The organism is Robertmurraya sp. DFI.2.37 (assembly GCF_029211245.1).
In the GTDB taxonomy this organism is placed as follows: Bacteria; Bacillota; Bacilli; order Bacillales; family Cytobacillaceae; genus Robertmurraya; species Robertmurraya methanolica_A.
Map to the genome: position 1 here is coordinate 1 of NZ_JARGEJ010000013.1, position 25,889 is coordinate 25,889.

The 25,889-nt window shown below is 38.0% G+C and carries 30 protein-coding genes; 17 read left to right on the forward strand and 13 right to left on the reverse strand.

The features are described 5' to 3' along the window. Window positions 1-247 precede the first annotated feature (247 nt). Window positions 248-946 carry a chitin disaccharide deacetylase gene (gene chbG / locus PZE06_RS09195; RefSeq protein ID WP_150915398.1) on the reverse strand — a complete coding sequence of 233 codons (699 nt, stop codon included), beginning with the start codon at window positions 944-946 and terminating at the stop codon, window positions 248-250. 160 nt (window positions 947-1,106) lie between these two features. Next, entirely contained in the window at window positions 1,107-1,832 is a 726-nt protein-coding gene (locus PZE06_RS09200; protein WP_150915399.1) for a GntR family transcriptional regulator, read from the reverse strand. Between the two features lie 307 nt (window positions 1,833-2,139). Here PZE06_RS09200 and PZE06_RS09205 point away from each other — a divergent pair, with 307 nt between their 5' ends. The 8 genes from PZE06_RS09205 to PZE06_RS09240 all read left to right on the forward strand — a co-directional run bounded on the left by PZE06_RS09205 (window position 2,140) and on the right by PZE06_RS09240 (window position 8,339). Beyond that, a complete protein-coding gene (locus tag PZE06_RS09205; RefSeq protein ID WP_150915400.1) occupies window positions 2,140-3,447 on the forward strand; it encodes a 6-phospho-beta-glucosidase in 1,308 nt (435 codons plus the stop codon). Between the two features lie 255 nt (window positions 3,448-3,702). Further along, window positions 3,703-5,145, forward strand: coding sequence for a PTS sugar transporter subunit IIC (locus tag PZE06_RS09210; RefSeq protein WP_150915401.1), 1,443 nt, complete (start codon window positions 3,703-3,705; stop codon window positions 5,143-5,145). Window positions 5,146-5,226: 81 nt separating this feature from the next. After that, the gene (locus tag PZE06_RS09215) at window positions 5,227-5,451 is read left to right on the forward strand and encodes a hypothetical protein (RefSeq protein WP_150915402.1); all 225 of its coding nucleotides are present in this window, start codon (window positions 5,227-5,229) and stop codon (window positions 5,449-5,451) included. Window positions 5,452-5,585: 134 nt separating this feature from the next. Continuing rightward, on the forward strand, window positions 5,586-5,762 hold the full coding sequence (locus PZE06_RS09220) for a DUF3188 domain-containing protein (RefSeq protein ID WP_191963201.1): 177 nt from the start codon (window positions 5,586-5,588) through the stop codon (window positions 5,760-5,762). A 9-nt stretch (window positions 5,763-5,771) separates the two neighbouring features. After that, a complete protein-coding gene (locus PZE06_RS09225) occupies window positions 5,772-6,206 on the forward strand; it encodes a DUF3284 domain-containing protein (RefSeq protein ID WP_150915403.1) in 435 nt (144 codons plus the stop codon). Between the two features lie 188 nt (window positions 6,207-6,394). Next, window positions 6,395-6,712, forward strand: a complete 318-nt coding sequence (locus PZE06_RS09230; protein ID WP_150915404.1) for a PTS sugar transporter subunit IIB — start codon at window positions 6,395-6,397, stop codon at window positions 6,710-6,712. A 181-nt stretch (window positions 6,713-6,893) separates the two neighbouring features. Next, the gene (locus PZE06_RS09235; RefSeq protein ID WP_150915405.1) at window positions 6,894-7,211 is read left to right on the forward strand and encodes a PTS sugar transporter subunit IIA; all 318 of its coding nucleotides are present in this window, start codon (window positions 6,894-6,896) and stop codon (window positions 7,209-7,211) included. A gap of 417 nt (window positions 7,212-7,628) precedes the next feature. Beyond that, window positions 7,629-8,339, forward strand: a complete 711-nt coding sequence (locus tag PZE06_RS09240) for a 3D domain-containing protein (protein ID WP_150915406.1) — start codon at window positions 7,629-7,631, stop codon at window positions 8,337-8,339. A 115-nt stretch (window positions 8,340-8,454) separates the two neighbouring features. Here PZE06_RS09240 and PZE06_RS09245 read toward each other — a convergent pair whose 3' ends face one another. Continuing rightward, window positions 8,455-8,934 carry a divergent PAP2 family protein gene (locus PZE06_RS09245; protein WP_150915407.1) on the reverse strand — a complete coding sequence of 160 codons (480 nt, stop codon included), beginning with the start codon at window positions 8,932-8,934 and terminating at the stop codon, window positions 8,455-8,457. Window positions 8,935-9,036: 102 nt separating this feature from the next. Here PZE06_RS09245 and PZE06_RS09250 point away from each other — a divergent pair, with 102 nt between their 5' ends. The 4 genes from PZE06_RS09250 (at window position 9,037) to PZE06_RS09265 (ending at window position 13,199) form a co-directional block, all read left to right on the forward strand. Further along, entirely contained in the window at window positions 9,037-9,420 is a 384-nt protein-coding gene (locus tag PZE06_RS09250) for a DUF309 domain-containing protein (RefSeq protein ID WP_150915489.1), read from the forward strand. Between the two features lie 76 nt (window positions 9,421-9,496). Beyond that, entirely contained in the window at window positions 9,497-10,996 is a 1,500-nt protein-coding gene (locus PZE06_RS09255; RefSeq protein ID WP_150915408.1) for a leucyl aminopeptidase, read from the forward strand. A 366-nt stretch (window positions 10,997-11,362) separates the two neighbouring features. Beyond that, window positions 11,363-12,673 carry a Na+/H+ antiporter family protein gene (locus PZE06_RS09260; RefSeq protein WP_150915409.1) on the forward strand — a complete coding sequence of 437 codons (1,311 nt, stop codon included), beginning with the start codon at window positions 11,363-11,365 and terminating at the stop codon, window positions 12,671-12,673. A gap of 286 nt (window positions 12,674-12,959) precedes the next feature. Next, complete coding sequence (locus tag PZE06_RS09265; RefSeq protein WP_150915410.1) at window positions 12,960-13,199, forward strand: hypothetical protein; 240 nt, start codon at window positions 12,960-12,962, stop codon at window positions 13,197-13,199. A 301-nt stretch (window positions 13,200-13,500) separates the two neighbouring features. Here PZE06_RS09265 and PZE06_RS09270 read toward each other — a convergent pair whose 3' ends face one another. Together PZE06_RS09270 and PZE06_RS09275 are read right to left on the reverse strand one after the other, a co-directional pair. After that, on the reverse strand, window positions 13,501-13,686 hold the full coding sequence (locus PZE06_RS09270; RefSeq protein ID WP_150915411.1) for a hypothetical protein: 186 nt from the start codon (window positions 13,684-13,686) through the stop codon (window positions 13,501-13,503). Between the two features lie 48 nt (window positions 13,687-13,734). Beyond that, a complete protein-coding gene (locus PZE06_RS09275) occupies window positions 13,735-14,142 on the reverse strand; it encodes a YuzC family spore coat inner layer protein (protein ID WP_150915412.1) in 408 nt (135 codons plus the stop codon). Between the two features lie 236 nt (window positions 14,143-14,378). On the opposite strand from PZE06_RS09275, the gene PZE06_RS09280 reads away from it, so the two are divergent. After that, the gene (locus PZE06_RS09280) at window positions 14,379-14,984 is read left to right on the forward strand and encodes a DedA family protein (RefSeq protein ID WP_150915413.1); all 606 of its coding nucleotides are present in this window, start codon (window positions 14,379-14,381) and stop codon (window positions 14,982-14,984) included. Between the two features lie 49 nt (window positions 14,985-15,033). Further along, a complete protein-coding gene (locus PZE06_RS09285; RefSeq protein WP_150915414.1) occupies window positions 15,034-15,417 on the forward strand; it encodes a PaaI family thioesterase in 384 nt (127 codons plus the stop codon). A gap of 14 nt (window positions 15,418-15,431) precedes the next feature. Here the strand turns inward: PZE06_RS09285 and PZE06_RS09290 are convergent, their stop codons facing one another. The 8 genes from PZE06_RS09290 to PZE06_RS09325 form a co-directional block, all read right to left on the reverse strand. After that, window positions 15,432-16,577 (reverse strand): FAD-dependent monooxygenase, encoded by a 1,146-nt coding sequence (locus PZE06_RS09290; protein ID WP_150915415.1) that lies wholly within the window; start codon window positions 16,575-16,577, stop codon window positions 15,432-15,434. Window positions 16,578-16,970: 393 nt separating this feature from the next. Next, complete coding sequence (gene mnhG / locus PZE06_RS09295; protein WP_150915416.1) at window positions 16,971-17,336, reverse strand: monovalent cation/H(+) antiporter subunit G; 366 nt, start codon at window positions 17,334-17,336, stop codon at window positions 16,971-16,973. Further along, window positions 17,320-17,604, reverse strand: coding sequence for a Na(+)/H(+) antiporter subunit F1 (locus PZE06_RS09300; protein WP_150915417.1), 285 nt, complete (start codon window positions 17,602-17,604; stop codon window positions 17,320-17,322). Before PZE06_RS09300 ends, mnhG begins: the two co-directional genes overlap by 17 nt. Next, window positions 17,604-18,080: a Na+/H+ antiporter subunit E gene (locus PZE06_RS09305; protein ID WP_150915418.1), complete on the reverse strand. Its 477-nt coding sequence runs from the start codon at window positions 18,078-18,080 to the stop codon at window positions 17,604-17,606. Before PZE06_RS09305 ends, PZE06_RS09300 begins: the two co-directional genes overlap by 1 nt. 5 nt (window positions 18,081-18,085) lie before the next feature. Then, window positions 18,086-19,567, reverse strand: coding sequence for a Na+/H+ antiporter subunit D (locus PZE06_RS09310; RefSeq protein WP_150915419.1), 1,482 nt, complete (start codon window positions 19,565-19,567; stop codon window positions 18,086-18,088). Further along, window positions 19,560-19,901, reverse strand: coding sequence for a Na(+)/H(+) antiporter subunit C (locus PZE06_RS09315; RefSeq protein ID WP_150915420.1), 342 nt, complete (start codon window positions 19,899-19,901; stop codon window positions 19,560-19,562). The genes PZE06_RS09310 and PZE06_RS09315 overlap by 8 nt, the downstream gene beginning before the upstream one ends. Then, the gene (locus PZE06_RS09320; protein WP_150915421.1) at window positions 19,901-20,326 is read right to left on the reverse strand and encodes a Na(+)/H(+) antiporter subunit B; all 426 of its coding nucleotides are present in this window, start codon (window positions 20,324-20,326) and stop codon (window positions 19,901-19,903) included. Before PZE06_RS09320 ends, PZE06_RS09315 begins: the two co-directional genes overlap by 1 nt. Further along, window positions 20,323-22,731, reverse strand: a complete 2,409-nt coding sequence (locus tag PZE06_RS09325) for a Na+/H+ antiporter subunit A (protein WP_150915422.1) — start codon at window positions 22,729-22,731, stop codon at window positions 20,323-20,325. The genes PZE06_RS09320 and PZE06_RS09325 overlap by 4 nt, the downstream gene beginning before the upstream one ends. Window positions 22,732-23,251: 520 nt before the next feature. Here PZE06_RS09325 and PZE06_RS09330 point away from each other — a divergent pair. From PZE06_RS09330 to PZE06_RS09340, 3 genes are all read left to right on the forward strand, one after another. Beyond that, entirely contained in the window at window positions 23,252-23,467 is a 216-nt protein-coding gene (locus PZE06_RS09330; RefSeq protein ID WP_150915423.1) for a hypothetical protein, read from the forward strand. A 324-nt stretch (window positions 23,468-23,791) separates the two neighbouring features. After that, a complete protein-coding gene (locus PZE06_RS09335; RefSeq protein WP_150915424.1) occupies window positions 23,792-24,349 on the forward strand; it encodes a DUF5366 family protein in 558 nt (185 codons plus the stop codon). A gap of 334 nt (window positions 24,350-24,683) precedes the next feature. Next, window positions 24,684-25,859, forward strand: coding sequence for a TIGR04053 family radical SAM/SPASM domain-containing protein (locus PZE06_RS09340; RefSeq protein ID WP_150915425.1), 1,176 nt, complete (start codon window positions 24,684-24,686; stop codon window positions 25,857-25,859). Window positions 25,860-25,889: the final 30 nt, after the last annotated feature.

The window sequence follows — 25,889 nt, forward strand, 5'->3', positions numbered from 1 at the left end:
GCCTTTGAGGTCTGGCCAGTAGAAGTAGTACAATTGGCGAACCTTTCAGTAGCCCTTTAGGGTTTGGTCAGTAACAAAGGCTTTCAGCCGCAGAGAAAACCACCCGTTCTCACGGGTGGTACTTATTTGATTAAATATATATTTTTTATCTACTGATCAATAAACAATTCTCAAGTAAACGGTCCAAGATATACTCATTTATAGGTTCAGACTTTATGAAACAAGCAATTGCATTAAGAGAGACTTTCTATTCCTTTTTTGCCCACTCCGGTCGCTGTAGGCTACAAAGAACCTCCAGCTCTTTTTCTCGTAAATTACAATACGAACTAACCGTATGTAAATCGTTATCGACATACCCTGGATGACACATGACTTCAATTGAATCGCTCTTACTTTCTTTGAGTCGTTCAAAAATATCTTTAGAGACTCCAGGACCATAAAAATCTAAGTACAGTTCATTTGTTAAAAGGATTTCCTTATGGTCAGATAAAGTGTCAACTTTTCTAACTGGTACCTGGAACTCATTTGCGAGTTTAACGACAACATCCTTAAGTGGTTCCCAGCTGTGGATATGATGGTGACTATCGATGTGATGAAGCTCAAGTCCTGTGTTTAAAAATGCTTCAATCTGCGTTCTCCATTCAAGCTCAACTTGTTCTACATTCGGTGCCTCAGAATGTGCATACGTATTACGATATTTGAAAAATCCATCTTTGTTTATTAAGTCAGGAACCTCTGTACTTAATGGCTTTCCCCAAGTGAGTACAAGGTGGATTCCTACCTTCAAAGAAGGAGTTTTTTTCGCAGCAAGAACGGCATGCTCAACTGCCAAGCCATTCATCATTAACGTCGCGGAATCGACAACACCATCTATATGGCTTTTGATGATGCCGTCATTGATTCCTTTTGTTAAACCAAAATCGTCTGCATTAAATAATACTCTCATTTATAATCCCCCCATTTTTGTGGAACCAAATTTGAACAAACGATTTTTGGCTCATTTCGTGTCTAGCTTGGTTTCACATGCCCTTTTCGTATAACTGAAAGGGCAGAGAGGAAATGAACCAAAAATTAATACCAACATAGAACAAAGGCTAAAAGATAATTTAATCTTGAGGGTAGAAACGCTCAATCACAAAGTTTGTTTTATCTCCTCGAAAATAGGAGCGTGAATATTCAACTTTCTCGCCTTTTTCATTTTCTGCAATGGTTTCAATGTAAAAACACGGAGAATCAGGCTGGCATTTTAAATGAGCACAAGTTCGTTCGTCGGCAAGTGTGATTTCCATTTGCTCTGTTGTTTTTGCAATGTGAACGCCGAATACATCTTTAAAAGCGCCATATAACGAAGTTTCAGCATGCTCTTTCGTGATTCCTGGTGCTACCGTCCATGGAATATAGGCAATTTCAAACTGTGTTGGTTCTCCATCAACCTTCCTCACTCTTTCAATTCGCTGAATCGGATCATTTAGTTCTATCTCCAACTTGTTCAAAAGTAACTCATTTGCCGGTATTACATTGATAGTAACGAGTGTGATTTCAGCTTTCTTTCCTTGTACAGCGACTTGATCTTTGTATTTTTTAAAGGTATGTGACAATGTTTGACTAACTTTTTGATCAGCAACATAGGTACCTTTTCCTTGATGTCGTTCTAGATAGCCTTCTAATGTCAGTTGATTAAGGGCAGTTCGTACAGTGGTTCTACTCACGTTAAATTCTTCGCACAATTCAAGTTCTGTAGGGATTTGTTCTCCCTTCTTATATTTTTCCGATTTTATTCGATCAAGCAGTTCATCTTTTATGTAGGCGTGTAATGACTGATTTTTATCCATATGGTAAACCCCTTCAAGTATTCTATGGTTTGAGTTTACAAGATAATACAATTGTTCGCAATTGTTAATACAAATTTTAAATTTGTATTATTTGTATGAATATCATTATTACGCAAATAAGCTTTTTTATCGCCTCTTTTTATGTTTATATGTAACGACAATATGTGATAAGATATAACAAATTTTATTTTTTAGAAATAGGTTATATACAAATTTTATATTGTATGATATATTTTTGTAAAGGTCATATGTCTAAAAATTCACTCAACATTAAATTAAGTCAATTACAGATAAGGAGCTCGTCATTATGTCTCTAAAATTAGTGGTTGTTGGTGGAGGTTCGAGCTATACACCAGAAATAATAGAAGGGATTATCCGCCGTCATGAAACATTTCCTGTTAGCGAAATCGTTCTAGTTGATATAGAAACGGGAAAGAAAAAACTTGAGGTCGTCGGGAATTTAGCATTGAGAATGATTGAGAAGTCGGCTAAACCGATTCAATTGTCATGGACATTAAATCAAAAAGAAGCGCTTGAAAATGCCGATTTTGTCTCAACTCAAATCCGTGTAGGTGGATTGGAGGCGAGAGCGAAGGACGAACGAATTCCCTTAAGTCATGGCTTTATCGGACAAGAAACAAATGGAGCAGGAGGCATATTTAAAGCATTCCGTACAATTCCAGTCTTAATGGAGCTTGCGCAAAATGTCCATACCATTTGTCCAGAAGCTTGGATCATTAATTTTACAAACCCTGCCGGAATTGTAACAGAAGCTTTGTTAAAGCATTCTCCTCATAAGAAGGTTATTGGGGTTTGTAATATCCCGTATAATATGCGGCATTCAACAGCGGAAATTTTGGACTCCTCACCACAAGACGTTCAAATCGAATTTGTGGGCATGAATCATTTTGTGTTTGGAAAAAAAGTCCTTGTAGAAGGAATTGATCGGACAGAAGAGATGTTGAAGAAAATTTGCCATGCTGATTTTGGTTATTCTCCAGCGAATATTGTCAATCTTGGTTGGACTAAAACATTTATCGAATCATTAAAGATGCTTCCAAATCCTTATCATCAATATTATTTTCAAACAAAAGAGGTTTTAGAAAAGGATATAAACGCATTTAAAGAACATGGAACAAGAGCAGAAACAGTGCAAAAGCTAGAAGAATCGCTGTTGAATTTATATAGTGATCCAAACTTACGGGATAAGCCGAAGGAGCTTGAAAAAAGAGGCGGTGCTTTTTATAGCGATGTGGCATGTAGCTTAATGGAATCCATTTACAACAATCGAGGTGACGTTCAGACTGTGAATACGTTCAATCAGGGATCCATACCAGAGTTACCGCCTGATGCAGTAATAGAAGTAAATAGTGTCATCACTAGAGAGGGTCCTAAACCTCTTGCAATTGGAACTTTGCCCCCTGCTATTAAAGGGATTATCCATCATATGAAAGCTTTTGAAGAACAGGTGATTTGCGCAGCTTTGTCAGGCGATTATCATGAAGCGTATGTTGCGTTAGTGATGAATCCATTAGTTTCAGACGAAAAAATGGCAAAAGTGCTCCTTGATGAACTATTGGATGCCCACAAGCCTTTTTTACCACAATTTCAATAGAAAAAAAGATTATATAATTCCAAGCTTTATAGACTTTCCAATCCTTCACTTATGAAGGGTTTCCTTTCAAAGATTTTTGTAAGCGGTTTAATTATTGGATTTCGTACATTTGAACTGATTAAGGGCCTTTTGGCAACTTGAAGGGGGAGATGCGATGAATCATAAAATAAGCATTATGTAAATGAACATCTCTGCTTTTACACCGTATATGGAGTGAACCTGATTTTTAAAAATTCCTTATAGGGAGGTATTTTAATGCAATTTTTGATAGCATGGTTGGAAAAATATTTTCTACCACTTGCCGGCAAAATTGGGGGACAGAAGCATCTTATTGCTTTGAGGGATGCCTTTATTGGAACGCTCCCAGCCACGATGGCTGGTTCTGTTGCAGTAATGCTTAACGCTCTTTTAAGAGATTTGCCTCCACAATTCTTCGACGGTTATGATGGGAACAGTATACCAGTCATTAGAGAAATTATTGCGGTTAATGGTTATGTCTGGAATGGAACACTTGCGATTGCCGGTTTGATCTTTGTGTTTTCATGGGGATACAACATTGCCAAAGCTTATGGGGTCAATGAATTATCCGGAGGAATCGTTTCTACAGCCGCTTCCATTGCTGGGATTACCTTTTCCTTCTCCGGTGGAATTACCGGTTTGAATTTAGACGCGGCCACTGTGGAAGCAATAAACGCAGCAGGCTGGTCTGCGACTACTGAAGGGATAACTGCGGCAGGATGGGGCTGGCTTCCATTGAATAATTTGGATGCCAATTTTTTCTTTACGGCGATGATTATTGGCTTTATCGCTACGATGATCTATGTGAAATTGATGTTAAAGGATATTACCATTAAGTTGCCGGATTCTGTTCCACCGGCTATTTCGAAAGCCTTTGCCTCGATCATTCCGGCAACTGTAGCTTTGTATGTTGTTGCTATTTTCTATTTTGTATTCTCCAAGATCGTACCGGATATGACGTTTTTACAATGGCTGCAAAAAACAGTTGCACAACCGCTACTTGGATTATCTCAAGGCTTTGGAGCCGTTGTCCTTGTTGCCCTATTCGTGCAATTGTTCTGGTTCTTCGGAATCCATGGACCGAATGTGCTTGCGCCAATTTTAGAGGGAGTTTTCGGTGTAGCTCAATTGGAGAATGTAAACTTATTCCAACAAGGAGGAGTTGATTTAGTACTTTCTGAAGGATATATGTGGGTTCGCGGCTCCTTTGACGCTTACGCCTGGTATGGCGGTTCAGGCGGAACGATTGTTTTAATTATCGCACTTCTTCTTTTCTCGAAACGGAAGGATTATCGAACCGTTGCTAATTTATCTGTCGGACCAGGAATTTTCAACATTAATGAGCCAATCATGTTTGGATTGCCAATTGTATTGAATCCGTTAATGTTCATTCCATTCTTACTTACACCAGTTGTGTCGGTTTCAATTGGGTACTTTGCAACATTGTGGGGACTGGTTAATCCGGTATCTCAACAAGTGGTATGGGTTACTCCGCCATTCTTACTGTCTTTCTTGGCCACAGGGGCAGACTGGCGTGCTCCAATTGTTACATTGGTTGCGATGCTCGTATCATTTGCCATTTGGATCCCATTTGTCATTGCAGCAAACAAGATGGCTCCTGATGCAGGACAAGATGATAAAATTGTGACAGATTTGGGACATGATAACAAATCTGTATAAAAGTGAAAAAATAATAGTGAGGGGCTGCTTCCATAATGAAGTGGCATCCCTCTTTTCATCAATGAGGAAAGGAATAGAAAAATGATTGAAATCAGTACAGGTGTACATCAAGAAAAAATTATTGAACTATTAAACAATTATAACGAGGATGGGATTCAATTTACCTTTAATGAAAAAAAGGGGATCAACCTATATTTTTCCACAAACATAGAAGATTTGGAAAAGGCAGCAAGTGTTGCGAAGTCGGTTATTAAAAAACAACCTTGGGGCTCAGTGCTTTATTTCCGTTCTTCTCCTCTTTCGTAAAAAAATGTTCATTTTGTATTATAATGGAACAAAGAAATGTCAGTGTTCATAAATGAATAAATGAAGATTGCAGAAGAAAATGCTAGAGAAGTATTGCTATGAAAAACTGCGATTTTATAAAAAGGATGATTAACGTGGCGAAAAGAGGGCTATTTCTTCTTAGTATCGGTTGCCTCCTATTTTTATTTAGTGCAAATGCTAAAACGGGGGAGTATGAAATTTTTAATTTAACTACTGCACTCGTTTTAGTAATAGTCGGTGCAATTATGGCTGTAAAGGGAAAGAAGAGAAATAATACTCAAAAAGATTAGGTGAATCTGATGGAATTAGTGAAAAAAATGAATGTACCAGTAGAGTTTCTTTATGAGACGATTTTAAAATCGGTTTTATCAGATATCCATTCTCAAACGGGGAAAAAATTATCGGAAAAACAATTACAAGGGTTCGAATACGAAAAGACATTTTCAAAGCATGCAAAGGCTACCATTCGGATCGAAGAAATTATGAAAAATGAATTTTATCAGTATCGTACAACGAGTAATAAGCAAGATTTTTTAGTCACCTATAAGCTTCGTCCTTTAGAGAATGGTAGTTGCGAATTGCACTATATTGAAAAAATGGAGTCTTTTGGCTATCTTCAGAAATTAAATGATGTCCTTATCGGCATCATCTGGTCTCCGTTAAAAAAAAGAAGATTTAAAGAAATGCTTAACCAAATAGAAGCTACCCATGTAAAAGAGAGCACCGGGACGTGAATGGATATTTTTATAGCTTTTATAATGAGGCTGCTGTTTTATGGCTCATTTCTGCATAACTAATCGATGTCTGAAACAAAGTCTTCACACAGCCAAAAAACGTTTGTGCAACAATATTATCAATGCTTCTAGTTAAAGGAGAATGGCGGGAATTTAAGCTAAGTAAGATCGATAGGAGGAGAGAAACAATGAAAACGATTATGTTGGTTTGTTCAGCGGGAATGAGTACAAGTCTGTTAGTAACAAAAATGCAAAAGGCGGCAGAGTCTCAAAATATTGAAGCAGATATCTTTGCTGTTTCAGCTTCCGAAGTTGATGAGAATTTAGCTAAGAAAGACGTGGATGTTTTATTATTAGGACCACAAGTCCGTTATATGAAAGCTCAATTTGAAAAAAAGCTTCAGGATAAAAATATCCCAGTTGATTCAATTAATATGCAATATTATGGGATGATGAACGGTGAAAAGGTTCTAGAGGAAGCACTGAATTTAATAAAAAATAAATGAGACGATTTTTTTATGGGAAAGTTTAACCGTTTTCAAAAAATAAAGAACTATTGATATTCGTTTACAAGCTAAAATTTTGAAAATCCGTCGAGTGAACATGACCCTAGGGTTTGTACCTGACTTTAAGATATTAGAGTAATCTATCGCTTTTACATTGCAACTTGAAGGGTGTGTCAAGAAAATGGTCGATGAAACGTTAGAAATGATTGCTTTCCAGATTATTAGTAATGTCGGTTCAGCAAAAAGTATTGCCATGGAAGCTCTTTATGCAGCGAAGGAAGGGGATTTTGTTCTAGCTGAAGAAAAATTAGTGGAATCAAAAAAATATTTAGTTGAAGGACATAAAATTCACACTTCCTTAATTCAAAGAGAAGCTGCAGGAAACAAGGTTGAGTTTTCTATGCTTTTTATGCATGCTGAAGACCAATTAATGAGTACTGAAACGATTTCTGAATTAGTTAAAGAAATGATTGAAATGTATCAAAGGTTCGGTAAATAATGGTGACAGCTCTTATTGGAGATAATAACTTGATGTTTTACCGAAAAGTCGAGAAAAGGGACCTTCTCTTTTAAAGAGAGGTCTTTTTTTTGTGTTGTTTTTTTAAGGACCTATCTCGCTTAGTCCGTTTAGACCGAATAGGTTTCTTATTCGGACAGGAGCCTTTTCGTTTAGTTGGTTCAGTCGAAATCCCCCTTTTATTCGGACTGGAATAAAGAAGGAATGAAATGCAACAACGGTTCAGCTAAAAGAGTACGCTGTTCGACATCATTGGATGAGCAAAAAGTGGCTCAGATAATGGAATATAAGAGTAACATAAATTGAATATTCTAATATTTTAACAAGAATCACTCTTTCTCATGAATAATTCATTCCAACTTGGGAAATGAATAGATTTGGGAGGAGTGAAAAAATAGAATGTTACATTTTAAAAAATGGACAAGAAGAAGTCTGATGACAATCTTATTTTGTGCAGCAATATTGACAACATATCAGGGAATTTCTGGAGTCGAAGCTAGAGCTTTACCAACATATTTCAATAGTGAAGACGAGCATTATGAAGAAACAAGCTCTCATACAGAACATAAATTAAAGCCAATGGAGGTTGCATTTAAATTTCTTAAAAGAGTAACCAATCTTGATTTAAAAATCTCATCGAGTGAAAAGGTAGCAGGGACAGTGCCAACACTAGAGGAAGCAATCGATTGGACTCAGTATCCAAGTACAGAAGTAGTAGCTACTGGATACACAGCCGGATACGAATCGACAGGAAAAGGCCCCGATCATCCCCAGTTTGGAATTACGTATTCTGGCGTAAAAGTAACTCGTGATTTATATTCGACAGTTGCTGCTGATTTAAATGTGTTTCCAATTGGTACAATTCTTTTTATTCCTGGATACGGCTATGGGGTTGTTGCCGATAAAGGAGGAGCCATAAAGGGAAACAAGGTGGATTTGTACTACGAAACGGTAGAAGATGTTTACCGTGAGTGGGGGAAAAAGAAGGTTGAAGTTTATGTGATCGAAAAAGGAAAGGGAAAATTGACGGAGGAAGAATTAAGAGCATTAAATGAAAATGAGTCGATGCAAGTATTTCGTCAACAATTTAACCAATCAAAAAGTCAATAAATGAGGGCAGGCACGTGAAGTCGAAAAAGAATCAAAATATAGTGAACCCCCAGGAATCACCATCTGTTAAAGTGGTGATGATTCCTGGGGGTTTTTTTCTTGAGTTATTTTGTCATCAAAGATGGACTAAGTAGTGTAAAATTAATGTAAGGATGATTCCTGTTAATCCTCCAAAAAAGACTTCAATTGGTTTATGCCCAAGTAATTCTTTTAGTTCTTTACGTTTCTCTTGATCGGGCTTATGAGGCCAATCTTTGGCTTCCTCAATAAATCTGTTAAAATCAGCAACGAGCTGGTTTAGCACGATCGCTTGTTCTCCAGCTTGTCTGCGTACACCTGTTGCATCGAACATTGTGATAATGGCAAAAATGGCTGAAACAGCAAATACGGAAGATTGCATTCCTGCTTCAAGTGCCACTCCAGTAGATAATGCAGTAACGGCTGCGGAGTGGGAGCTAGGCATACCACCAGTACTTGTCAGCAAAGACCAGTCTAATTTTTTTGTGACAGCAAAATGAATTGGCACTTTGACAAATTGTGCGAATAGGATTGCTGCTAATGCAGCCCAAAATGAGAAATTGACAAATAGCTCCATGCTGTAACCACCTTTGTTGATCGTAATAAGGTCTATTGTTTACTATTATAAGTCTTCTCCATACAATTTTTTGTAAGCTATAAAACGAGAGGAGTATGTATGTTGAAAGATTATCCACTTGAGTATTATCAGTTTTTTGTGCACTTTAACGAAGGTGATTATTACACCTGTCATGATTTGCTCGAAGAAATGTGGATGACAGAGAAATCAAATTTATTCTTAAAAGGATTATTACAAATGAGCGTCGCCATTTATCATTATGAGTATGGAAATGTCAAAGGTGCTCGCTTAATGATGACGGCTGCTCATGAATATTTACAGCGTTATCGTCCAAAATATTGGGGCCTTGATCTTGAAAAAGTATATCAATTTATAGAGGAGTGCCTCATTATTATACCACAACATATCGATCGAGTTTCATTTTCTCATGTCGATTCCTTACCTGTGTTGCCAAAGCTTCTGTTGTATTTGGAGGAAGATGAATAACAATACGCCAACATGCTTCAGTCGAAAGAAAAGGTGATATCGATTATAATGAATACATATTCTTGGAGGTGACCACATGTTTGAGGTAAAAAATGAAATACAATTTCAAGATTCATTTGAGTGTCTAGTAATAGGAGTTTTAGATAAACCTGAAAAATTTTCTGGCTCGTTGTCTAGGTTAGACGAGTTTTTCACGGGACAATTAACAGAGCTTGTGAAGAGTGGCGACATATCAGCGAAAAAGAAAAGCATTTCAAAGATACATACATTTGGCAAAATTGGTGCAAAGAGATTAATCTTCGTCGGGTTAGGTAAAGAGAAAGAACTAACATTGGAATTGCTGCGAGAGGCGTTTGGAAAAGCATTTAAGGAAATCCAAGCTTCGAAATTGACTGAGGCGGCGATTTATCTTGATACATTTGTTACAGAAGCGATCGAATCTGTAGATGCTGTCCATGTTTTAAGCGAGGCATTACCGTTAGCAACCTATGAGTTCGAAGGGTATAAACAGAAGTCGAATGAACCGAAGAAAGAAATAGAGAAAGTCATTATCTTAACTGAGGACGATGCTGATGAAATGAAGGCAGCTGCAACGGTTGGCTATGTGTACGGGAAAGGCACCAATTCAGCGCGCACATTGGTAAATACGCCGGGGAATTTATTGACAGCAACCGATATGGCTAATTACGCTAAAGAGCTTGGCGAAAAATATAATTTCGAAGTAGAGATATTAGAAAAAGAGGATATGCTAAAGCTTGGAATGGGAGCTCTTTTAGCAGTTAATCAAGGCTCTGATGAACCGCCTAAAATGATTGTTTTAAAGTATCAAGGCAAGGATGAGTGGTCAGATGTGATCGGCCTTGTGGGAAAAGGGATAACATTCGATACTGGCGGCTACTCGATCAAACCGAAGGATGGCATTGTTGGAATGAAATCAGATATGGGTGGAGCGGCTGCTGTTTTAGGTGCGATGGAAATTATCGGAGAATTGCGTCCTGAACAAAACGTCGTTGCGGTTATTCCATCCACTGACAATATGATCAGCGGCACAGCTTTTAAGCCAGATGATGTGATTACCTCAATGAGCGGAAAAACGATTGAGGTATTAAACACAGATGCTGAAGGCCGACTTGTTCTTGCTGATGCTGTCACTTATGCAAAGCATCACGGAGCCGATTATTTAGTCGATGTGGCAACATTAACAGGTGGCGTTATTGTCGCTTTAGGTGTGGATACAACAGGTGCATTGACGAATGATGAAGATTGGTTTGAGCAAGTGCTTGAAGCGTCATACGAAGCCGGAGAACCGATCTGGCGCTTACCGTTATTTGCTAGAGATATTGAGAGGGTTCGCAGTAGTAAGATCGCCGATTTAAATAATTCACCGGGACGTGAAGGGCATGCAATCATGGGCGGTGCTTTTGTTGGTGAATTTGCTGAAGGAACACCTTGGGTCCATTTAGATATTGCTGGAACGGCGACAACAAGAAACCCATCTGATGTAGGACCGGCAGGAGCTACAGGTGTGATGGTACGTACGCTAGCACTTCTTGTTGAAAGATTCGAAAAAAATTAAACAAAATACGGCAGGAAATTTTCTCTTGTTTTCAAGCTGTAGACACTCGAAAAAATCGAGATTGTCTACAGCTTTTTTGTGGTTAGGAAATTTTTGCTATTTTACTAATGAATATATCAATACTTAGTGTTAAGCGGCAAAACTCTCCTTCCTTCGCTCGATCAAAGATTGTACGGCGATGAACATATCATTGATTTCACCTGTGTAGGAGCAATACGTATGAAGTGTGAGAAAAGGCTTGGCAATTTTTTTACAAAAAAGTATTGTAAAAAAATTTGACACCTATAATCTACTATGCTATTTTAATACATATATTTTAATTCTCTACCAATTTAGCAAACTAAAGCACCGAGAGGAGAACATGTAATGAATGCGGTAGTGGTCGCAGTTTTCGTCATGTTAATTTTAAGTTTAATAAGGGTCAATGTCGTCTTAGCGCTTATTATTGGCGCACTCGTTGGTGGGCTAACGGGAGGGCTGACTTTAAATGAAACGATAGAGGTGTTCTCCGGTGGACTTGGGGGAAGTGCAGAGGTTGCACTAAGCTATGCGTTATTAGGTGGTTTTGCGGTGGCCCTATCGAGCACAGGACTTCCTAATTTATTGGTGGATGGGGTACTAGGAATCATCAAAAATGGCGGAGATTCTGGGAAAAAATATTCCAAAGCGCTGATTGTGTTTTCGATTTTAGTGCTGGCCTGTTTATCACAAAACCTAGTTCCTATTCATATCGCTTTTATTCCAATCCTTATCCCGTCTCTTCTAAAATTAATGAATGAATTAAAAATAGATAGAAGATTAATTGCTTCGGTTTTAACCTTTGGTTTAACCGCTCCATATATTTTACTTCCAATTGGTTTCGGAAAAATATTTCAGGATATCATTGCAACGAATATGGAAGATAGTGGTATGGTGGTCAATTTACGTGATATTCCTGTTGCTATGCTAATACCGACAGCTGGACTTGTTGCCGGTTTGCTTTTCGCTGTATTTATTTCATATCGTAAAGAAAGAGTGTATGAAACAAAAGAGATGGAAGCAACTACAAAAGGTTTTTACTCAAAAAGCGGGATTGTGTTTGCGCTAATTTCCATCGTAGGAGCTTTAGTCGTTCAGTTATTTCTCGATTCAATGATCTTTGGTGCATTAGCAGGAATTCTCATTTTATATATAAGTGGTTCCATGAAATGGAAGGAAGCGGATCACCTTTTAACAGAGGGAATGAAAATGATGGCCTTTATCGGCTTTGTGATGCTTTCGGCCTTTGGCTTTGCCGACGTGCTAAAGGAAACGGGACATGTTGCTACTTTGGTGCAACAAGCTGCCCAATTAATTGGCGGGAGCCAGGCACTAGCGGCACTTTTAATGCTAGTCGTTGGATTGCTTGTTACGATGGGGATCGGTTCATCCTTTTCAACGATTCCGATCATTGCTACTATTTTTGTTCCGCTTGCGCTCGAGTTAGGGTTTAGTCCAATGGCGACGATAGCTCTAGTTGGAACAGCGGCGGCTTTGGGCGATGCCGGTTCACCTGCATCAGATAGCACATTAGGACCTACAGCTGGACTAAATGTAGATGGTGGGCATAATCATATTTGGGATACTTGTGTTCCTACTTTTGTGCATTATAATCTCCCTTTAATTCTTTTTGGTTGGGTAGCAGCGATGATATTATAAAAATGGAAAAAATTGTATCTTTCAAGCAAGTGAAGCTCACTTGCTTTTTTATTTGATTGAACGTAGCGTATCAAAAAGCTGAATCTTGCTTAAGCTTTATTTTATTTATCTATTTCATTTCAAAATATTTAACACCCGACTTTATCTGAAAACTACAGTGTTCATCCTATTTATATTCAACTTTTGTAGGTAAACGTTAGGTGAAGTAGACGTAAAGCCCACTCTTAATAGGGGATATTTGCATATGAAATAGTGTAGGGAAGTTGTAATAGAAGGAGGGAGTCGAATGTATCATTATTATAGAAATCCAGTCGCAAACGATCAGCGCTTTTTCTTTTTTGGGGCACCATTTGTTGGAGGGTTGTTAGGAGGATTGGCGGGAGGACTGATTGGTGGAGCCTTCTATCCTCGTCCGAGACCATATCCTGTTCCAGTTGCCCCTGTGCCATATGGTTATGGTGGTTTTGGAGGCTATGGAGGCTATGGAGGCTATGGTGGGTTTTATGGTGGACCACCGATTTATTAAGATTGAATAGGGTCTGAAAGAATAAAAGCTCTCTTTTGAAAAAGAGGGCCCTTTTTTATAGAAAGGACCGGGAGATTTTTGCCCGGTTTTTCTTATGTTTCCGGAATTGTAGGGTGAAATTCTGGAATTAATGCAATTTTTCCGGAAATATATCTGCTTTTTCCGGAATTAAGCAGAAAAATTCCGGAATTAATCACGATTTTTCCGGAATGCATCTTCGTTTAAGTCGTGTAGTATACACGATTTTTTGGTTGTTCTTATTACAGTTGATAAAAAGCTCCTCTGTTGGAAAGTTTGTGGGTCACAAAATTAGTAGTGATTCGCCCTGTTCACGAATAGATGCCGGTACATCCGTGAATTTTTCAACGTTTTTCTTAATTGATAGCTTTGTTAAACAATATTGTTGATGAACCGACTTTTGACTCATTTCGTTTGAAATCAAGTTTTCATACGCTTTTTTCACTGCTGAAAGATCATCTGATTCCATAAGCCAAAAATCAACACCGACATAGAGTAAAGTTTTATTGATAAAAAACTACATCCACTTCAAAGAAAGGTTAAGGTGGCAGCAATCAACATGATCAACAGCTGTTTTAAAATCAAGCTTCAATCCGTCAGGAGAATAGGACACAGAAGGTGATGATTGAATTCCAGTCTCCTTTAACATTTCGTTTACTTTCGTTTTATTAGAGCTTTGAGCGGCAGTCATCAAATCAAATGCGAATTGATGGGAATTTGCCATTTTAGCTAATATAAGGCTGGCGTCTTTCATCAAGGTCTGCATATGCTGAGCAGAATGCATAAAGATATCAGGGTTTACGGTAGGAAATTGCCTGCTCTTTATATATGGTATAAATCGAATCGGTGCTGAATATTGTCCGTAATAATAAGGGGGAGGAGAGTATGCTTGTGAATAGAAGGCGGAATGATAATACGGGTACATCGAACTCATCCCCTTTCCTTTTTAGTTATATATATGTTAGGGGAGGATAGTGCATGCATATTTCATTACCTGTACTCCATGCGTATTTTACCTGAATCGAATACTGGGCAAAATTACAGACGTTTATATGAAGAATTGGTATAATTTGATGAAGAGCATATGTATAAAATAAAAGCCTGAAGATATTGGGAAGAGATGAATGTCCTATTTGGCATTGAGAAAGAGGCGTGCAAAATATGGAACTTGATTTTATATTGGACCTCATTGAAAGTAGCGGATATTTAGGGCTTTTTCTATGGCTTTGGTTAGGGGTATTTGGCGCGCCATTGCCAAACGAACTTATTGTGATGACAATTGGAATTGCTGCTTCGCAAGTCGTATTAAATCCAATTGTTACCTTTTTTGTGACCTATGGGGGAATTGTAGCGGCTTTAACGACGGCCTATTTACTAGGTCGATTTGTCGGCAGACCAATGTTGCCTTTCCTACAAAAAAGAAAGCGCTTTTCTAAAGTGATAGAAAGATCTCTTAATGTGATGAATAAATACCATTCATACTCCTTAACCTTTAGTTATTTCATCCCCGGTTTAAGAAATTTTGTTCCGTTTTTATATGGCGTTAGTAAACTACCATTTAAAACCTTTTTGCTCTTTGCCTATTCAGGAGCGTTTGCTTGGCTTGTCATTATGTTTAGTTTAGGCTACTGGTTTGGGGACCACAAGGAAAGAATTTTTCAGATGGAGACAGAGATCCTTTTTATAGCCGCGGTTCTTATTGCAAGCTATTTTATTTTGAAACTGATCAAAAGAAAAAGAAAACAAAAGATTAATTCAATCACATAATAACAACGTTCGATGGGCCATTATTCGAATTCATAGGGGAGGGAAAAGTATGGATCTAACAAAAACACTTATTCATGCTCTTGGAATTGAAGTGATTAAAGTTGAAAAAGGGTTGGTCGTTGCGACAATGCCTGTAGACGAGCGAACGCGCCAGCCGTGGGGGTTGCTCCATGGTGGAGCTTCAGTAGCATTAGCAGAAACGGTTGCCTCTGTTGGAGCCTTTGAGCTCGTCGACAAGACGAGTGAAGTGGTCGTGGGACTCGAAATAAATGCCAATCATGTCAGAGGAAAAAAAGATGGTATTGTCACAGCTACAGGGACTGTCTTGCATAAAGGGAAAACAACGATGGTTTGGGATATTAAGATTACAGACGAAGAAGAGCGGTTAATCTGTGTTTCTAGATGCACCATGGCTGTTATAAAAAGAAGGTAAAAACGAATTCGTTTTTACCCTCTATTTTCCTCTAATGAAAAGACGTTTCGTAATTTATGTTCATGGATGGCAGCGGGTGTGATGCTTAGCATTTTATTACGGATAGAACAAAGAAAGGGAATGTCGATTTGTGCTACTTTTCCAAAGATGCGGGAGTCTTGAGTAATTTTCCGCGTTCTTTCAATTCGCAGCTCTTCAAACTTTTTAAAAGCTAGATGTAACTCATTCTCACTCTTTAAACTTTTGCTTAAAAAATAGGCATCTTCAATAGCCTGACAGGCTCCTTGACCTAAGTTTGGTGTAGTCGCATGGGCCGCATCACCTGTAAGGATGATACGATCGTATGTAAATTGGTGTAAAGGGTCAAGGTCGTAAATGTCGTGTTGGATGACATGACAGTCTAAAGTTTTATCAATTAATTGAGGAATCGGATCATGATAGTATAAAAAATTATACAATAGTTCCTTAGTCGTCCAAGATGAGAGCTCCGGATCATGTGGTGGACAGTTTTTTAAAGCATACCAATAGAGCCGATTTCCTGATAAGGGTATGATCCCAAAGCGACCTTTTGGACCCCAAGTTTCGGAAAAACTTTTTTTAATATGATTGGGACAATTGTGAAGAATGCCCCTCCAGCATGTATAGCCCGCATAGCGCAGCTTTTTCAACGGCTGAATTAGTCTGCGAATGTTGGACTTGATTCCGTCACTAGCAATAAGGTATTCGGTAGCAACCTGTTTACCATTTTCGAAATAAAGATCGATTCCATAAGGAGTGTACATAAAGTCACTTAGCTTTTCATTAAAGGAAATCATATCATCCTGAATTTTTTGTGACAGAATTTGAATTAAATCTTGTCGATGTATAAAAGTATAGGTGGGGTAGTCTTTGGAAAGCTGATAAATTTCGGTGAGTTCTTTTCCTGAGTCTGATAAAATTGTCCAAGAATCGGTTGAGAAGCCGTGTTTTTTTATGTCTGCCATGACGCCTAATTCATGCAATGCTTGTAGAGCATTGGCTCCCAATAGAATTCCTGTTTCCAGCGAACTAAAATGTGTGCTTTTTTCATAAATTTTCACAGTAAACCCTTTATTTTTTAAAGCGATCGCCGTGCTTAAACCACTAATTCCGCCTCCAATAATGGAAATTAAATTTTTCAAAAGAAACACCTCCCCACAAAATTATCCTATTATTACTATAAGCTACCAATTGCGGACAGAGGTATGGATAAATATTGAACATTTCCCAGTTGAAGGGAACCGTTGAATTCTTGTCACAAAAAGGCTTGCAACAAGGTTTGCTGTCCAAAAAAGCCATTTCATTCTTGAGAGATTAAGGATTAGGTTTTAGGGAACGCAAACAGTTGCACATCTTGCGCAAAAGATACTTAGTTATCAAAATTTATTTCTCGACTAGGCTGAAAGAGAGTTTGAGCGTAGAGGTATGCCAATTAAGACGTGACAAGGCGTTTAAACCGGGAAAGAAAGGTTAAAAAAAGCAAATGGAGACAGTCGAGATCTGTCTTCATTTGCCTTTTTATAATCTATTTTAATTTAATTTGTTTCTTTAGAAGCGGCGATTTGTTTCGCTTTTTTTAGATCGTCATGGACACTGCGTTCCGACATTTTGACGCCGGAATGATAAGCAGCACGGCTAATTAGATGGCCGGCAACTGGAGAGGTCATGAATACGAAGGCAATCCCCAGTATAAGCCGTGAATTAAAATGTCCTTCTAAAAAGTAGAAATAAAGAAAGGTCCCAAATAATATTGACATGACTCCTAATGTCGCCGCTTTAGAAGCCGCATGATTTCGAGTATATACATCTGGAAGTCTGATGACTCCAAAGGTTGCAGCCAGACTGAGAAATGCTCCAACTAAAATAAAGAAGGCGATGAAATAACTAGCGATCTCGTTCACGTTCGAAAATAACCCCCTTCTCTAAATACTTTGAAAAAGCAACCGTTCCAATAAAAGCAAGGATTCCAATTAGAAGGATTACTTCTAAGAAGGCATTTGTCTTAAGAACGATTGAGGTAAGTGCAATAATAGCAATTAAATTAATCCCAATGGCATCAAGAGCAATGACTCGATCGGGAATCGAAGGCCCTTTAATGACTCGGTAGATGAGACCAATCATGGAGAGAGCTAAACAAAATAACGCGACATGGATAACCGTATCTAACATTACTGGCTCACCTCCAGGATTGCTTTTTCAAAAGTGTTCTTAATACTGTTGACTGCGTCGTCTACATCATCGATATCCATTGCATGGATGTACAATGTTTTCTTATCATCGGATACATCAATGACTAATGTTCCAGGTGTCAACGTTATTAGATTGGAGAGCAGTGTAATTTGCCAATCTTTTGTTAAAACCGTTTGATAAGCGAAAATCCCGGGGCTTATATCAAGTTTTGGCTTTAAGATAACTTTAAGCACGGCAATATTTGATAGCAGCATCTCTTTTAAGAAGATGAGCATAAGCTTGATGAAAGCATAAACTCTTGCTAAATAAAAGCGTGAGCCGAAAAAGCGTCTAAAAACAAAAATAATGATAAGCCCAAAGAAATAACCTTTAATAAAGCTGGATAGATCAAATGAGACTTTTATAAACATCCATAAGAAAGCAAGAAATACATTAAGTAAAATTTGAAAGGCCATTCCCATCACTCCTTTAAGACAGCATCAATGTATAGACTTGGATTTGCTAGTGTCTCTGCTGCCTGAGAAATATACGGTAAAATGGCTTCTGTACCGATACCGTACACTGCTGAAAGAATTACCAGTATGATTGGAGAAATTAATAGCCATTTTACAGGTGCTTTTTCTTCGTTCACATAAGTCTGGTCTTCTCCCCAAAAGCCGTTAATAAATATTTTCATCACCGAGAACAAGACAAGTAAGCTTGAGAGTAAAACAACTGCGGCTCCGAAATAACTTTCTCCTTCAAATCCACCTTGGACGATCAAAACTTTTCCGATGAATCCACTTAATGGTGGAATTCCAGCCAGAGACAGTGCTGCGATAAAGAACGTCCAACCAAGTCCTGGATAACGCTTGATTAACCCGCTCATATGGCGAAGATTGCTTGTTCCAGTAATGGCTATGATAATCCCTGCTAGAAGGAATAACCCAGCTTTAATAATCATGTCGTGAATTAAATAGTAAATCGAACCAGTGAAGGCATCAATATTCATGACGGAAATTCCGTATAAAATGACACCGACGGCAACAATGATGTTATAGATGATGATTTTTTTTACATCCCAATAGGCAATTGCCCCAATGACTCCAATAATAATGGTCAAGATCGCTAAAATTTGAAGGAGTTGATGGGTAAAGCCGACATCATGGTAGAAGAACAATGTAAATGTTCTCGTTATGGAGTATACTCCCACTTTTGTTAATAAAGCTCCGAACAATGCTAGAACAGGTGCAGGTGGTGCATAGTAAGAGCCTGGCATCCAGAAATATAGTGGGAAAATAGCTCCTTTTAAACCAAATACGACTAAGAACAAGACAGCAATAACAGATAGAATCGCTGGTTGTCCAATTTCAGCTACTCGCTCTGAAATATGGGCCATATTTAAAGTACCAACCATTGAATATAGATAAGCAACAGAGATAACAAAGAGAGCTGAAGAAATGATGTTGACGAGCAAATATTTAACCGATTCTCGCAGCTGAATCTTTGTTCCACCTAGCACCAATAGGACATAGGAGGACATGAGCATCACTTCAAAAAATACAAATAGGTTGAAAATATCTCCTGTTGTAAATGCACCATTTACCCCGACAATTAAAAAGTTGAACACAGGGTAGTAATAGAAATTTTCTCGTTCTTTTCCAATTGATTTAAAGGAAAAAATTAAACATGTAAATGCCACGATGCTTGTTGTTAATACAAGCAAAGCCGAGAACATGTCGGAAACAAGAGTGATTCCAAAGGGGGCTTCCCAGCTTGCAATATTTAGTGATTGAATCCCGTTAGTGTGCACATTATGCACTAAAGCTAAGGCAGCGATGATCGTTACAATAGAGGACAGGGCAGAAATCCATCTCTGTATCTTAATTTTCTTGTGAAAGAATATTAAAACGGCTGCCGTTAAAAATGGGATTAGTATAGGCAAGATGATTAAATTATTCATTTCCTTTTGTTCCTCTCATCTGTTCAATATTATCAGTACCTAGCTCTTTATATGCCCTGTATGCTAGTACTAGGAAAAATGCTGTAACCCCAAAGCTAATAACAATAGCCGTTAAGATTAGTGCCTGAGGCAACGGGTCTGCGTAGTTCTCTGCATTTTCTCCTAAAAGCGGAGGTGCCCCTCTTTTTAACCCGCTCATTGTTAAAAGTAAAAGATGAGCACCGTGGCTAAGAAGCCCGGTCCCAACGATGATGCGCAATAAGCTTTTTGAAAGCATTAAATACGTGGCAACCATAAAGAGAATGCCAATTACGATCGACATAAGTATCTCCACTATTCATCCTCTCCTATCGTTTGAATAATGGTCATTGTAACTCCCACAACTACTAGATAAACGCCTAAATCAAAAATCGTAGCGGTATGAAGTGAAATATCTCCTAGAATCGGTAAATCAATATGACCAAATGCATGAGTTAAAAACGGTACATCAAAAAATATTGCACCTGCACTTGTTCCGATTGCAAATAGCAACCCCAATCCTGTCATAATTCGGTAGTTAAACGGCAAAATAATCGAAACCGTTTTGATATCGTATGCAATGAGGAGAAGCACGATGGCACCTGCCGTCATTAAGCCGCCGATAAATCCACCACCAGGGTAATAATGCCCCGCGAAAAAGATGTAAACAGAGAAGAGGATAATGATAAACAGTACGAGTCGAATTGTTGTTTCGAGAATTACATTATTACGAGATCTCATTCCTCTTCCCTCCTTGCCAGTCTAAGCTTAATCATTCCAAAAATTCCTAATGCTGCAATGGCCAGAACAGCAATTTCAAATAAAGTATCAAAGCCACGGAAGTCAACGAGAATTACGTTTACCATATTTTTACCAGCGGCTTTTTCATACGTATTTTCAATATAGTATTGTGAAATTGATGAGAAAAATTTGTTGCTATGTGCTGATAGGGCAATTAACGTAACGACAATACCGACTCCAACGGAAACAACAGCGTTTGTAAGCTTAAAGCGAACACGGTTCTCTTCCTTGCGCAGTTTTGGCAAGTGATAGAAACATACTAAAAACAGAGCAACTGAAACTGTTTCGATGACCAATTGTGTTAAAGCTAAGTCTGGTGCTCTAAATAAAACGTAGAAGAGTGAAACGGTATAACCTACGGCACCAAGTAAAATGATTTGTGACAATCTTGTTTTCGCAAACAAGATGCTAACTGCTGCAATCACTATGAGCAGGGCTAGCAATACCTCGTAAATACCAATTGTGGCAAGCTCACTTGTATCTACCTTTAAGGCGTTCTTATAAAAAAGTGAAGTAGCTAAAATCACGATAAAGAATGTGAAAATATAGACTAAGTAAGAACGGATGGAACCATTCATAAATGATTTTGTGAATTTGAAAGAACCAGTTTGTGCTCTCTCGACTGCTCCATCATAGAAACGATTTAGCGTAAGTTTTTCAGGGAATAGATCATATACTCTTCTCCACTTTGGAAGTGTTAAATAAAGAAGTATCCCAACAGCAATGACTCCCAATGTCATAAATAATTCAGGGTTAAATCCATGCCATTGATAAATATGAACCATAAATCCTGTTTCTTCTGTTACTAAGCTAGGAAGTATGGAGGCAAGCGCCGGCGAAATAAGATTGTCTGATAACAGAGAATTTGGAAAGAAGAAAATAATGATCACTAAAGAAGCAAGGATGATTGGTGAAATCAGCATACCTAAAGGTGCTTCATGTGGTTTCTTTTCCAATTTTTCTGGTTGATATTTTCCTGTAAAGGTTTTGAAAACAAGAATCATACTATAGATAAATGTAAATACGCTTGCTACCCAAGCGAGTATTGGGAACAGAATCGCAAAGGAATCAAAACTAAAGAAATCCATTTCAAGGACACGAAGCATGCCTGTAAAGAACATTTCTTTACTTAGGAATCCGTTAAACGGTGGTAGTCCAGCCATGGAAAATGCCCCGATCATCGCTAAGGTAAAAGTGATCGGCATAAAATTGAGCAATCCACCAAGTTTGCGTATATCTCTTGTGCCCGTTTCATGGTCAATGATTCCAACAACCATGAACAAGCTTCCTTTGAAGGTGGCATGGTTAATCAAATGAAAGATAGCTGCCGTCGTTGCGACAACATAAATATTATCATCCAATCCATCGTAATGAAGGGATGCTGCTCCAACACCAAGCAGAGACATAATTAAACCTAGCTGACTCACGGTAGAAAAGGCAAGAATACCTTTCAGGTCCGTTTGCTTTACTGCTGAGAATGAACCCCAGAACAGTGTGAAAATCCCAAAGCTTGCAACTAACCACAACCATAAACCGTCAACGGCAAATACAGGAGTTAGTCTTGCTACTAAATAGATCCCTGCTTTCACCATCGTTGCCGAGTGCAAATAAGCACTGACTGGAGTTGGTGCTTCCATTGCGTCTGGTAGCCAAATATGGAATGGGAATTGGGCAGATTTCGTAAATGCTCCAAGCAATACACAAATTAAGGCTGGTATAAATAATGGACTTGTTACAATGACATCTGCTTGTGTAATGATTTCTGTAATGCTAAAGCTTCCCGTCATGAGGTATAGCAGGATAATACCTCCAAGCATGGATAGGCCGCCAAAAACGGTAATTAGCATCGATTTTTGAGCGCCATAACGGGACTTTTCGCGATGGTACCAATATCCAATTAATAAAAAGGATGAAAAGCTTGTTAATTCCCAAAAAGCATACATAACAATCAAATTATCCGATAAAACTACTCCGAGCATAGCACCCATAAAGAGTAGCAAATACACATAGAAATTATGCAGCTTTTCTTTATCCTTTGATAAATAATAAATAGAGTAGAGGATAACAAGAGCGCCAATACCAGTAATTAATAAGGCAAATAACAGCCCGAGACCATCTACTTTTGCTGTGAAATTGATTCCGAGTGACGGAATCCAATCCAAGGTTTTCATAACCACTTCTTTACTCTTAGTAGTGGAAATAAAGGAAAAGAAGTAAACAAATAAGAGAATAGGTAATGGTAAAATAAACCATCCGGTATGTATTCGACGGAAGCCTTTATAGAAAAATGGAACCAAAATGGCGAAAATTAATGGTGCAACAATGGCTAAATGCAATAACGACAAAACGAACCCCCCTTAAAAAATCATATCCACTTCAAGAAGTGGCAAATAAATCGGTTTGAAAATGATAAATGAGGTAAGGAAACCTAACGTACATTGCACTAATTATTCAATATAAATTAAAAACACGATGAAATTAGGTAATCCTCTATCCATGTTTCCCCATTTATGCCTGCAAAATTCTATTCTCTCATTACTTCACGATAAAACATATTTAAGAGAAGCTTCTTGTTTAATATTAGTAGCGGTGACTTCTCATAAAATCGAATAATTCTTGTTGCTTTTCATCACACAAATAAAATTATACATGAAAAAGTATATGGGTGCATGTCTTAAAAGCCTGTGGCAAAAGGAACATCTTAATTATTATAAATAGGAAGAAATGCGTAAATTTTCGAGTAAAATTTTTTGTTTTGGACAAATTTTGCTATTGTTTTCTATACAAGCATGTTTATGTACTTTACTTTGGATGTATAAAACTTTATTTTTTTTCGCACACTACTTATAGACGGGGGTGTGTGTCATGAAAAGGAAAATTATCGCATCCATTTCAATCTTTCTCCTTTTGTTTTCCTTAGCTTGGTTATGGGATCATCAAAATGCGCGGGAATTTTTTGACCCAGAATTGGCTGATGGGGACGATGAAGTGGTTGAAATTACTATTTCCAACCCATTTAGCATGCCAAAAAAATACGAGGTATTTAAGGCGAGAGAATATGTTCGTATTGAAGAGCTGTGAACATGACAAGCGGTTTATGCAAGTGAGTTCATTATAAACATCAGCAAGCTCAGAGTTATTGCTCTGAGCTTTAGTTGCGTTTGAGCATTAATTTTAAAGTAGCTATATTATATTGAACTTTGGTTCACTTTCCCTCTGACTCCATTTCATTCATCTTTTTATGGAATTAGAGGGCTTTTAGCGATTGCTAAAAGGGGTAAATCCAAGGTTTTACACGAAATGAGCTAAAAATCTTTTAACAAGTTTATTCTCTAGTTGATGAGAGGATATGGTTCGAACTATACTAGAGAGGCAGTTATAAAAAGCAACTTTTGGAGAAATATAATGAAAAATACATATTTTACTAGTTATTTTCCGTTACTTGCGATTCTTTTATTTAGTTTATCGCTATCCATCCGCGTTGAGATGACAGTCATTGAACTGTTAAAAAATGCTGGCATATATGAAGGAATGAAGGAGTTCTTTTCAGATGGCGGAATTCAATTGGCTTTGCTTGTACTATTGCTCGTCCTGTTTTTTATGGTGTTTGCAGCACTTAAATTAATCGCTAATACGATTAATGAGCTGTCTTTGCTTTTTTTCTCTAAAGAATCAGAGGGTGACAGCTTAAAACAGATTCGAAGTGGCTCAAGCATCTACTTTATAGGAGGGGCGCTATCTTTATTAAGCTTGTATAGCTTCATCGGAATTGCCGTAATTTTTCTGGGAGCAACGATTATTTACTTCATTTATTTTGTCTTCAAAATTAGTTCATCCATGTCTTTTATGGGTACAATAGGAGTTATTTTATTTCAAGTAATCGTCTGGTCTTCCATGATGATCGGTGTTTGTTATATCGCCTTGAAGGTCTATAACAGTATTATAGCTAGCTTGCCAATTTAAGTGGATGCCCGTAAATAAGGGCATCTTTTTTATGACAAGGTTTTGTTAAATGTCGATTCTGCTTTTTGGCTCGTTTTCTCACATCGCTTCATGGACTTAGAAGCCCTTTCAGTATAATTGAAAGACGTGTGAGCCTAAGGTTTCATATGAAATGTGCCAAAAATCGTTTAATCAACAATATTGTTTAATAAAGCTTATGACAAAAAAGTTACGGTTCGATTTATTTCACGTTTTGCGATTTCTTAGGTGTGACAAAAGTAACTGCTTGGTCCTATTTATAATCTTTATAATTAAATACAAAGTATAAAATACAATAGGAAATCAGGTGAAGAATATGCACGGAACAGGACACCCGCACGGGAAAGGACATCCCCATGGAATGGGGAAAACGATAGATTATAATGAAAATCCATTTATTGCAATCTGGGAGGTTACAAGAGCCTGTCAGCTAAAATGTGTACATTGCCGCGCGGATGCACAAACAAAACCGCATCCAAATGAGCTTACCCATGAAGAGGGAATCAAACTTATTGATCAAATTTATGAAATGAATAATCCGATGCTCGTATTTACAGGTGGAGACTGTATGATGAGAGAGGATCTTTTTGAATTAGCCGACTATGCGGTGAAAAAAGGAATGCGAGTTTCCATGACTCCAAGTGCCACAGCAAATGTAACGAAGGAAAAGATGGAAAGAGCGAAGAACGTCGGACTTTCAAGATGGGGATTCAGTTTAGATGGTCCTACTCCAGAAATCCACGATCATTTTAGAGGAACTCCAGGCTCTTTTGACTTAACTTTGGAAAAAATCAAGTACTTGAATGAGTTGAATATGCCGCTGCAAATTAATACAGTTATTTCCCGTTACAATTATGAACACTTAGAACAAATGGTCGAGTTAGTGAAGGAACTTAAAGCGATTATGTGGTATATTTTTCTCCTCGTTCCTACAGGAAGAGGCCAGGAGGATGCATGTATTACCCCTGCTGAGCATGAGAAAGTGTTTAAATGGTTGTACGAGCTAAGTAAAACGGCACCATTTGATATAAAAACAACGGCAGCGCAGCATTATCGGAGAGTGGTGCTACAGCAAAAAGCAAGAGAGCATAAAATTGATGGGGCAGATATTCGTTATGAAGATACAATTACAACTGACCATGCTTCTGTAATTGATGGCTTAAAGAGAGCACCAAAAGGAGTAAATGATGGCAATGGCTTTATCTTTATCTCTCATGTGGGAGATGTCCTTCCAAGTGGGCTTCTTCCAATAAAAGTTGGGAATGTGAGAGAGAAGCCGTTAAAGGAAATTTATCGAGAATCTCCAGTACTTAAGGAGCTTCGCAATCCCGATTTGTATAAAGGAAAGTGTGGAGTGTGTGAGTATCGCTTTGTTTGCGGAGGATCGCGTTCTAGAACCTATGCAGTGACGGGCGATTATCTCGAGAGTGAGCCATATTGTGTGTATATCCCTATGGCGATGAGAGACAAAAAGAAAAGAATGGAAGCATAAGAAGTGGATTAATAAAAAGGAAGAGGTTCT

What these genes read in the sequence shown, in the direction of transcription:
- chbG (WP_150915398.1), bottom strand. Translation starts at nt 946, where the DNA reads ATGAGAGTATTATTTAATGCAGACGATTTTGGTTTAACAAAAGGAATC.
- PZE06_RS09200 (WP_150915399.1), bottom strand. Translation starts at nt 1,832, where the DNA reads ATGGATAAAAATCAGTCATTACACGCCTACATAAAAGATGAACTGCTT.
- PZE06_RS09205 (WP_150915400.1), top strand. Translation starts at nt 2,140, where the DNA reads ATGTCTCTAAAATTAGTGGTTGTTGGTGGAGGTTCGAGCTATACACCA.
- PZE06_RS09210 (WP_150915401.1), top strand. Translation starts at nt 3,703, where the DNA reads ATGCAATTTTTGATAGCATGGTTGGAAAAATATTTTCTACCACTTGCC.
- PZE06_RS09215 (WP_150915402.1), top strand. Translation starts at nt 5,227, where the DNA reads ATGATTGAAATCAGTACAGGTGTACATCAAGAAAAAATTATTGAACTA.
- PZE06_RS09225 (WP_150915403.1), top strand. Translation starts at nt 5,772, where the DNA reads ATGGAATTAGTGAAAAAAATGAATGTACCAGTAGAGTTTCTTTATGAG.
- PZE06_RS09230 (WP_150915404.1), top strand. Translation starts at nt 6,395, where the DNA reads ATGAAAACGATTATGTTGGTTTGTTCAGCGGGAATGAGTACAAGTCTG.
- PZE06_RS09235 (WP_150915405.1), top strand. Translation starts at nt 6,894, where the DNA reads ATGGTCGATGAAACGTTAGAAATGATTGCTTTCCAGATTATTAGTAAT.
- PZE06_RS09240 (WP_150915406.1), top strand. Translation starts at nt 7,629, where the DNA reads ATGTTACATTTTAAAAAATGGACAAGAAGAAGTCTGATGACAATCTTA.
- PZE06_RS09245 (WP_150915407.1), bottom strand. Translation starts at nt 8,934, where the DNA reads ATGGAGCTATTTGTCAATTTCTCATTTTGGGCTGCATTAGCAGCAATC.
- PZE06_RS09255 (WP_150915408.1), top strand. Translation starts at nt 9,497, where the DNA reads ATGTTTGAGGTAAAAAATGAAATACAATTTCAAGATTCATTTGAGTGT.
- PZE06_RS09260 (WP_150915409.1), top strand. Translation starts at nt 11,363, where the DNA reads ATGAATGCGGTAGTGGTCGCAGTTTTCGTCATGTTAATTTTAAGTTTA.
- PZE06_RS09265 (WP_150915410.1), top strand. Translation starts at nt 12,960, where the DNA reads ATGTATCATTATTATAGAAATCCAGTCGCAAACGATCAGCGCTTTTTC.
- PZE06_RS09270 (WP_150915411.1), bottom strand. Translation starts at nt 13,686, where the DNA reads ATGGAATCAGATGATCTTTCAGCAGTGAAAAAAGCGTATGAAAACTTG.
- PZE06_RS09275 (WP_150915412.1), bottom strand. Translation starts at nt 14,142, where the DNA reads ATGTACCCGTATTATCATTCCGCCTTCTATTCACAAGCATACTCTCCT.
- PZE06_RS09280 (WP_150915413.1), top strand. Translation starts at nt 14,379, where the DNA reads ATGGAACTTGATTTTATATTGGACCTCATTGAAAGTAGCGGATATTTA.
- PZE06_RS09285 (WP_150915414.1), top strand. Translation starts at nt 15,034, where the DNA reads ATGGATCTAACAAAAACACTTATTCATGCTCTTGGAATTGAAGTGATT.
- PZE06_RS09300 (WP_150915417.1), bottom strand. Translation starts at nt 17,604, where the DNA reads ATGTTAGATACGGTTATCCATGTCGCGTTATTTTGTTTAGCTCTCTCC.
- PZE06_RS09305 (WP_150915418.1), bottom strand. Translation starts at nt 18,080, where the DNA reads ATGGCCTTTCAAATTTTACTTAATGTATTTCTTGCTTTCTTATGGATG.
- PZE06_RS09310 (WP_150915419.1), bottom strand. Translation starts at nt 19,567, where the DNA reads ATGAATAATTTAATCATCTTGCCTATACTAATCCCATTTTTAACGGCA.
- PZE06_RS09320 (WP_150915421.1), bottom strand. Translation starts at nt 20,326, where the DNA reads ATGAGATCTCGTAATAATGTAATTCTCGAAACAACAATTCGACTCGTA.
- PZE06_RS09330 (WP_150915423.1), top strand. Translation starts at nt 23,252, where the DNA reads ATGAAAAGGAAAATTATCGCATCCATTTCAATCTTTCTCCTTTTGTTT.
- PZE06_RS09335 (WP_150915424.1), top strand. Translation starts at nt 23,792, where the DNA reads ATGAAAAATACATATTTTACTAGTTATTTTCCGTTACTTGCGATTCTT.
- PZE06_RS09340 (WP_150915425.1), top strand. Translation starts at nt 24,684, where the DNA reads ATGCACGGAACAGGACACCCGCACGGGAAAGGACATCCCCATGGAATG.